This is a genomic window from Bifidobacterium sp. (genome assembly GCF_050874245.1).
Classification (GTDB): Bacteria; Actinomycetota; Actinomycetes; order Actinomycetales; family Bifidobacteriaceae; genus Bifidobacterium.
This window is the reverse complement of record NZ_JBNMKH010000071.1, coordinates 1-8,869: the sequence shown is the minus strand read 5'-3', so window position 1 is coordinate 8,869 and position 8,869 is coordinate 1. Positions and strand designations below refer to the sequence as shown.

Annotated in this window: 7 protein-coding genes and 1 pseudogene; all 8 read right to left on the bottom strand. The window is 58.0% G+C overall.

Annotated features, from left to right (window positions below):
* Window positions 1-97: 97 nt before the first annotated feature.
* Entirely contained in the window at window positions 98-346 is a 249-nt protein-coding gene (gene secG, locus ACR0P8_RS07595) for a preprotein translocase subunit SecG (RefSeq protein ID WP_003809205.1), read from the bottom strand.
* 97 nt (window positions 347-443) lie between these two features.
* On the bottom strand, window positions 444-1,238 hold the full coding sequence (tpiA, locus tag ACR0P8_RS07590) for a triose-phosphate isomerase (RefSeq protein ID WP_432624508.1): 795 nt from the start codon (window positions 1,236-1,238) through the stop codon (window positions 444-446).
* 127 nt (window positions 1,239-1,365) lie between these two features.
* Window positions 1,366-2,571: a phosphoglycerate kinase gene (locus ACR0P8_RS07585; RefSeq protein WP_432624507.1), complete on the bottom strand. Its 1,206-nt coding sequence runs from the start codon at window positions 2,569-2,571 to the stop codon at window positions 1,366-1,368.
* Window positions 2,572-2,703: 132 nt separating this feature from the next.
* A complete protein-coding gene (gene whiA / locus ACR0P8_RS07580) occupies window positions 2,704-3,654 on the bottom strand; it encodes a DNA-binding protein WhiA (protein WP_432624506.1) in 951 nt (316 codons plus the stop codon).
* A 151-nt stretch (window positions 3,655-3,805) separates the two neighbouring features.
* Window positions 3,806-4,741: an RNase adapter RapZ gene (rapZ, locus tag ACR0P8_RS07575; RefSeq protein WP_432624505.1), complete on the bottom strand. Its 936-nt coding sequence runs from the start codon at window positions 4,739-4,741 to the stop codon at window positions 3,806-3,808.
* Window positions 4,741-5,682, bottom strand: coding sequence for a shikimate dehydrogenase family protein (locus ACR0P8_RS07570; protein ID WP_432624504.1), 942 nt, complete (start codon window positions 5,680-5,682; stop codon window positions 4,741-4,743). Before ACR0P8_RS07570 ends, rapZ begins: the two co-directional genes overlap by 1 nt.
* A gap of 45 nt (window positions 5,683-5,727) precedes the next feature.
* Window positions 5,728-8,124: an excinuclease ABC subunit UvrC gene (gene uvrC / locus ACR0P8_RS07565; RefSeq protein ID WP_432624503.1), complete on the bottom strand. Its 2,397-nt coding sequence runs from the start codon at window positions 8,122-8,124 to the stop codon at window positions 5,728-5,730.
* A pseudogene (locus ACR0P8_RS07560) lies at window positions 8,079-8,869 on the bottom strand (excinuclease ABC subunit UvrA); the annotation flags it as partial. The gene uvrC and the pseudogene ACR0P8_RS07560, both read right to left, overlap by 46 nt.

Here is an 8,869-nt window from a genome sequence, read left to right as displayed (position 1 = left end):
TCGAGTTCATATCAGTCCTTTTATGAAAGTCATGCCCAGAAAACGAGTTTGGCCCATGACCGCGGGAATCGGTCATGGGCCCAACTCGTTGCATTGCTCAGATAAGGTTGAATTTCGTCATCAGGCCAAGTGCGATGATGATGGCCACCCACAGCAAAGCAATGATGACGGTCCAACGGTTCAGGTTCTTTTCCGCGACGCCGGACGAACCTGCATTCTGGGTGAGACCTCCACCAAACATGTCGGACAGGCCACCGCCCTTGCCCTTGTGCATAAGAATGAGCAGGGTGAGCAAGAGGCTAAGAATGACGAGAAGAATCTGCAGCACAAGCTTAACGGTAGCCATAGCGGACACGGGTGAACCTCCAGTTCGTAAACACTCCTATTAACAATAGCGCATGGTGTTGAAAAAAGCGAGCATCATACCGGGTTTCCCAAAGTTTTCAGGATGTCGCGTCCATGGTCAACTTGCAAATTCGGGTTAGTTCGTCGACTTTCAACGCAGCTCCGCCAATGAGAAAGCCGTCCACATCAGGCTCTCTGATCAATTCCACGGCGTTCTTCGACGATACCGAACCGCCGTACAGAATTCGTACCGTCTCGCCGACTTCCGTGCCGAACGTGGCCGATAAGTCGTTCCGTATGGCTTCGGCCGCGTCTTGCGCTGATTGCGGTGTGGCCACCATGCCGGTGCCAATGGCCCATACCGGCTCATATGCCACAATCAGCTTCGCCGCTTCCTCATCAGATAAGTCACAGGTCACGTCATGCACCTGACCGACGGCGAAGTCAAGCTCGATTCCTTTCCGGCGTTCCTCATAGCTTTCACCAACGCATAGAATCGGCTGCATACCAGCTGCAAGCACCGCACGTACCTGATCGACGATGTTCGCATCGTCCTCAGGATGGTATTTGCGTCGTTCCGAGTGACCGACGATCACATACGAACATCCAAGATGCGCGATCATATCCGCGGAGACATCGCCGGTGAAGGCTCCCTGTGATGTGACCGACACGGCTTGCGCACCGTATCGGATTTTCAGGTTGTCCGATTCGACAGCCACTTGCACGCTACGCAATGAGGTGAATGATGGCATCAGCGCGATTTCACAGCGCCTATGGTCGAAGTGGATGGCACGGAGCTTCCAGGCGAATTGCTGGATGAAATACGTTGCCTCGAGATGGTCGAAATTCATTTTCCAATTGCCGGCCACCAAAGGGATTCGTTTTGACGTCATAGTAATCGCCGCTCCCATCATCCATATTCATCAGGACGAAGATTTCGCCCTGTGACATTGTACGCGAAGTACGCAAAGAGGTGCTCCCCACTTGACGATGAGGAAGCACCTCTTCATGATTTGAAAATCAGGCGAGCACCTTCAGACCAGGCAGTTCCTTGCCCTCGAGGAACTCGAGGGAAGCGCCACCACCGGTGGAGATATGGGAGAAGCCGTCCTCCGGGAAGCCGAGGTTACGCACCGCGGAAGCGGAGTCGCCGCCACCAACGATGGTGAACGCGCCGGCTGCAGTGGCGTCGACCAGAGCCTGAGCCACGGCCTTGGTGCCTTCGGCAAAGGTCGGAACCTCGAACACGCCCATCGGTCCGTTCCACACGACGGTCTTGGAGTCGACGATCTTGTCATGGAACAGCTTCTGGGATTCCGGACCGATGTCCAGGCCCATCTTGTCGGCCGGGATGGCGTCGGCGGCTACGACTTCCGGAGCGATGTCCTCATCGGACTTCGGGAAGACGGGGTTGATGACGACATCGGTCGGCAGCACGAGCTCGACGCCGTTCTTCTCAGCGCGCTCCATGGAGCCCTTGACGGTCTCGATCTGATCCTCTTCCAGCAGGGAAGTGCCGACCTCATAGCCCTTGGCCTTGAGGAAGGTGTACGCCATGCCGCCGCCGATGACCAGACGGTTGGCCTTGTCCAGCAGGTTGTCGATCACGCCGAGCTTGTCGGAAACCTTGGAACCGCCAAGCACAACGGTCAGCGGGCGATCGGGGTTCACGGTAGCGCGGGACAGCGCCTTGACTTCCTTCTCGACCAGCAGGCCAGCAGCGGCCGGCAGATCGGCTGCGACGTCATAGTTGGAGCCCTGTGCACGGTGTACGACACCGAAGCCGTCGGACACGAAGACCTCGCCGAGAGCGGCGATCTTCTTGGCGTATGCGGCGCGTTCCTCCGGATCCTTGCTGGTCTCCTCCGGATTGAAACGAACGTTCTGCAGCAGCACGACATCGCCGTCGTTCATCGCGGCGACCTTGGCCTGTGCGTCCTCGCCGTAGGTATCTGCAGCCAGCGGAACGGTGATGCCGAGCAGCTCGCCGAGACGGGCGGCCACCGGAGCCAGAGACAGTTCCGGCACGACCTTGCCCTTCGGACGGCCGAGATGAGCCATCAGAATGACCTTCGCACCCTGCTCGCGCAGAGCCTTGATGGTCGGCAGGGCGGCCTTGATACGGCCGTCATCGGTGATCGTGGTGCCGTCCAGCGGAACGTTGAAATCGGCGCGAACCAGAACGCGCTTGCCCTTGAGATCTCCAAGATCCTTGAGTGTCTTCATGTATATCCTTTCCTAGCCGCTTGTAAGCGTGGAATGGCCATATTGCCACTTATGCATAATACAGCCCAAACGAACAAAAAACACCATGCGTTGGAAAACACGCATGGTGTTTCGTATCCACGGCCTTTCGAATCAGGCGGCTTGACGGCGTGCCTTTTCCGTTTTCTCCGCCAATTGGAGCAGTCGACGGATACGTCCGGCGACTGCATCCTTGGTGATCGGCGGCTCGGCCAGACGGCCCAACTGCTCAAGGGACGCATCCGCATGGTCAAGTCGAAGCTGACCGGCGGATTTGAGATTGTCCGGAATGTCGTCGCCGAGGATTTCGAACGCCTGACGGACCTTGTCGCAGGCCTCCGCGGCAGCCTTGGCACTACGACGCATGTTTGCGTCGTCGAAATTGGCCAGACGATTTGCCTTTCCACGGGCCTCACCGTCGGAACGCTTGCCGGTCCATTCGCGGGCGGAATGCGGGGCGCCCATAAGGATGAGCATGCGTTCTATCGCATCGGGGTCACGCAACGTCACGCGTTCGGAACTGCGCAGTTTGCGCGGCTTGGCGGTGATGCCCAGACGCCGTGCGGTGGATACCAGAGCCAGAGCTGCCTCATGATTCGGGCAGACGATTTCAAGATAACTGGCCTTGCCTGGATCCGACAAATGTCCCGCTGCGAGGAACGCGCCGCGCCAAGCCGCTTTGATCTGAGCGATTTTACCGTTGATGATATCGCTCGGCAAACCCAGCACCATGGTCTTTGTGTACCTGCTGTACAGGCCGGTTTGCAACACCAGCGCAGCGCTGCCTTTGGGCACACGGACCACGAAACGCTGCACTATGCCCGTGGGGGTCTGCCTGGAGACCGGAGTGAACGTAGCTTCGTGGCCATAAAGGTTCCTGATGGTGTCCTGCAACCACAAGGCCGCATCTTGGGAATCGAACTGCGCCTGTACGAGAATGTGGCGGTCCACTGAGTGCAAGCCGTTGCCGAACCGAATCATCGCGGTCGCCTGCGATTTCTTCGCGATGGGCAACTCGTTGTCGATCGCGGCCAGTTCGCTTTTGACGTCATCCAGAAGAGCCAAGAGCCAACCTCCTACTTTCCTGTTCTTCCCTATAATTTCAGGCGAGTCGCAAGGTCGACTCGCATTGCTACCGGCTTACTGTGATACCGAATATCTTGGACAAAGATGAAGTGTTTTCCGTATATTCGGACCTTGTTTTCTCATAATGCGGTCATTGTTCCGCTGCACGCTTGTCCAGTTCACGTGCCGAAACGGAGACGGTGAGGCCTCTGGCACGCAGACGCTTGGCCAGTGCCTCGCTCATGGCCACGGAACGATGCTGTCCTCCGGTGCATCCGATGGCGATAGTCACGTAATGCTTGTCCTCTTGCGCGTATCCTTCGATGGCGATGGCGATGGCCTTTTCATACGCGTCCAGAAATTCCTCGGCTCCTTCGCTGGACAGCACGTAATCGCTCACGGGCTTGTCCTTGCCTGTCAATGAACGAAGCTCGGGCACCCAGAACGGATTGGGCAGGAACCGGACGTCGGCCACAAAGTCCGCATCGATTGGAATGCCGTACTTGAAACCGAAACTGAATATATGCACGGAGACCGTGGTTGGACCGGAGCCAAGTAGACCTTCATACAGTTTCGTGGACAGCTGATGAATGCTCAGCGTTGAGGTGTCGATGACGATGTCCGCATGTTCCTTGAGATTCTTCAGCAGGTCACGTTCCTCGAGAATGCCGTCGATAAGGCGATTGCCCCGTTGCAGGGGATGCGGCCGGCGCACGGACTCGTACCGTTTGATGAGCACTTCGTTGCTAGCGTCGAGGAAGAGGATGCGGGTCTTCACGCCGAGATCGTCCAAATGACTCAGCACGGCGGACAGATCGTCAAAGTAGTCGCGGGACCGCACATCGATGACCGCGGCGAGTTTATGGATGTTCGATCCGGAACTGGTCATCATGTCAACCAGCGGAACCAACAGCTTCGGGGGCATATTGTCCACGACGTACCAGCCCATATCCTCGATGCTGTTGGCGGCGTGAGAACGTCCGGCGCCGCTCATACCGGTGATGAGCAGCACCTCGAAATCCTTGGCGGGCGGCGTCGGACTCACATGCTTGCCTGTCTGGTGGATGGTATCGTTCCGGTCACTCATCACAGAGCCTCCTCAAGCGTGGCGCGCATGGCATGTTCCAACGCATTGACTTTTTGTTGATTGATTGGATGACTCGGCGGATCGTCATCCCATATGCCGGTCATCAGCCAAACTTGGACCATGGCCTGATACAACAGCATCTCTTCACCGCCGATAGCCGTGCCGCCGTGTGACCGCCAGGCCAGCATGAGTTTGGTGGGACGGGGGTCGTATACCACGTCAAGCAGGGTTCCATGCACAAGGGAATCCGCCGACGCGAGTGTTTCGGCGATTGGGTCGGCGGCGAGTCCCGGAATGGTGTTGATGACGACGTCGGCATAATCCAGTTCTCGGGCCGCTTGGTCCATACCGACAATGTCTATGGACCCCTCTCCCATGTATTTGTCGGCCAAAGGCTTGAGCGCGGCGTTTTTGTCGGGGTGCCGAGCCACGACGGTGACATGTCCGATCGATGGCATTTCGGTGCATGCGGCCAATGCCGAGGTGGCGGTGTTTCCGTTGCCGAAGATTACCGCTCCACCCGTTCGTTCGGATTCCGGCTGCGTTCCACGTTCCATGTATGAATGCCGGAAGGCGAGTTCGATGCCTTTGACATCCGTGTTGTAGAGCCTGATGGCGGGGATGGCGGTATTGCCGTTACGGCATGTGCCGGTCCAGTCGAAGACGGCGGTGTTGGCCACCTTGAGCTCTCTGGCCCAGGTGTTGCATGGCGTGCCATACGGTTGGATGGTCTTCTTCAACGGCATGGTCAGGCTCAGGCCCGCCCAGCTGTCATCCAGTGATTCCAGAAAACCTTCAAGCTCGGGCTCCCCCACCTCATGCTTGTCGTAGAACCATCCGTCCAGCCCCAACGCCCGGTAGGCGGCGTTATGCAGCACGGGGGAAAGCGAGTGCGCGATGGGCTTGCCGAGGACCGCGCACCGATGGCCGACATTCGTCATGTTCCCTCCTTGATGTTTTCCACCATCATGCTAGCAACGTGAATGTCATTTTGCGTGTTTTGCCCCTGTTTTTGTTCCATCTTTCGGACTTGCATCCGATTTGTTGCCAAGATTCCCGTTTTCGGCAACGTTTTCGTCGGAAGCGTGCAACGCCCGGTGTATGGCTTCCGCTTTGGCATGTCCGATGCCTTTGACCTGTTCGAAATCCTCGACGCTCGCCTCACGCATGGCACGCACGGAGCCGAAATGGTTGAGCAACCGTTTTTGATAGGCCTCGCCAATGCCTGGAATATCGTCCAGAGCAGAACGCAGCATGCCTTTGCGTCTTGTTTGACGATGGTAGGTGATGGCGAAACGATGCGACTCGTCGCGTACCCGCTGCAACAGATACATGCCTTCGGACTGACGCTTAAGAATGATTGGATAATCATCGTCCGGCACCCACACCTCCTCCAGGCGCTTCGCCAATCCGCAGACCGCCACATCGTCCACGCCACAGTCGGCAAGCGCCTTGGCCGCGGCCATGACCTGCGGCTTGCCGCCGTCGACGACGACGAGATTCGGTTTGTAGGCAAAATGGTGGCGGTCCGTATTCTGCTGTACGGACGTCGTTGTGGATGCATCCGTCTCATCCGACAATCCATTCCGTCTGGACACACGTTTCTCGTTATCCATGCTTTCCCCGGAATCGCCAGCTATGTTGCCATGACGGAAACGACGGGTCAGCGTCTCATACAGCGCGCTCAAATCGTCCAACGCGCCCTGCCCGTCCGAGCCGCGGATGGCAAAGCGTCTGTACTCCGATTTTTTCGCGATGGCATCCTCGAACACCACCATGGACGCCACCTGATATGCACCGCCGACGGTATTGGAGATGTCGTAGCATTCGATGCGCAACGGCGCCTGCTCAAGACCAAGGGCCCGCGCCACATCGTTCATTGCATCGGAGCGAGCCCCCATATCGCTGATGCGGCTCATCTTGCTGCGTTGCAGCGCCTGCTTGGCGTTGTCGTTTGCACGGTCCATGAGCTGCTTCTTGTCTCCCCTGCTGGCCACTCGGATGGTGACGGCCGCTCCTCGCAATCCGCCCAGCCATTGCTCAAGGTCCTCACGTCGGGCAGGTTCGATCGGGACGATTACCTCACGTGGCACAGGAGCGATTGGAGCCAGAAGGTCCGCACGTCCCGTCTGCTCCTGCCTTTCGTTGCGTTCCTTCGTGGCCTGCGCGCGGGCGGCCGCATCCACGGCCGTCACGGTCTGCGTCGAACCAATCGCGTTGCGTTGTTCGGTGACGATGGTGGCCGAGGACGCGGAAGCGTTCTCCCCCGCGGTTTCCGAATACACCTGCGTGATGAGGTCTGAAATCAGTTCCTCATCACTGATATCCTCGACCCGTTCGACGCTCCAATTGCGTTCGCCTCGTATGGAACCGGCACGCACGAAGAACGCATGCACGCTTGCCTCAAGCTCGTCGGAGGCGATACCGAACACGTCGGCGTCGACATCCGAATCGAACACCACGGCGTTCTGCTCGACCACGGTCTGAAGCATTTGGATCTGGTCACGCAGACGAGCGGCCTTCTCAAATTCCAATTCGTCGCTCGCCAGTTTCATCTCACGGGTCAGCTGCGCGATATACGACTTGCCGATTCGCCCGGTCAGTACGCCCACCAGCTGCTCGCACATTCTGCGATGCTCCTCGGCACTGATTCGCCCCACGCATGGCGCAGAACACTTCCCTATCGATGCCAACAGACAGGGCCGATGCGTGATCTCCGCCTTATGGAACACGTTCTGCGAGCAGGTGCGTACGGGAAAGGTCTTAAGCAGACGATCGAGACTATGCCGAAGATCCCATACTTTCGCATAAGGTCCGAAATACCTGGTGTCTCGGCGCTTGCGACTACGTGTCACCCATATGCGCGGCACCCGCTCGCCGGAGGAGATGGCTAGATACGGATAGGTCTTGTCATCACGGAACACCACGTTGAACCGTGGGTCGAATTCTTTGATCCACGTGTACTCCAAAGTGAGTGATTCCAGTTCCGTGCCGACGACCGTCCATTCGAGACTGCGTGCTGTCAGCACCATGGTCTGGGTGCGTGGATGCAGCTGGTAGAGGGGCTGGAAGTAATTCGTCAGCCGGTTGCGCAGGTTCTTGGCCTTGCCGACGTAAATGACGCGCCCCTCCCCGTCACGCCATTTGTACACACCTGGCTGAGCGGGGATATCAGAGGTCTTCGGACGGAACAGATCGCGGGTATCACCCAGCAGAGGCGCTCCATTCCTGTTCACGCCCCTGCCCTCCAGATGGATATCGGAGTTCTGCTCGGAAGCCTCACGCAATGAGTCCGCTGTTTTCCGCCATACTTCCGGACTGTGCCGTTCGAAATCGCTCACAGCATATCCTTGAGGAACTTGCCCGTCCAGGATTGCTCGCATTGCGCGACTTGCTCCGGCGTGCCCTCGGTGACGATGGTGCCGCCGCCGTCACCGCCTTCGGGACCCAGATCAATGATCCAATCCGCGGATTTGACCACATCGAGGTTATGCTCGATGACGATGACCGTGTTGCCCTTATCCACTAGACCCTGCAGCACGAGCAGCAACTTGCGCACATCCTCGAAATGCAGACCGGTGGTCGGCTCGTCAAGGATGTACACGGTTTTGCCGGTGGAACGGCGTTGCAGTTCCGTGGCGAGCTTGACACGCTGCGATTCGCCTCCGGACAGCGTCGGCGCCGGCTGGCCGAGACGGATATAGCCGAGACCGACCTGCACCAAAGTGTCAAGATAGCGCGAAATGGACGGATAGGCCTTGAAGAACTGCGCGGCCTCCTCGATGGGCATGTTCAGCACGTCGGCCACGGACTTGCCGTTGTATTTCACCTCAAGGGTTTCGCGGTTGTAACGTTGGCCGTGGCATTCCTCGCAATCCACGTATACGTCCGGCAGGAAGTTCATTTCGATCTTCAACGTGCCGTCCCCATGGCAGGCCTCGCAGCGGCCGCCTTTGACGTTGAACGAGAAGCGTCCAGGACCGTAGCCTCTCACCTGCGCCTCGGGTGTTTTGGCGAACAGCGTGCGAATCTTGTCCCACACGCCGGTATAGGTGGCGGGATTGGAACGTGGCGTGCGGCCGATTGGATTCTGGTCGACGTGAATCACCTTGCCGCACTGGTCTATCC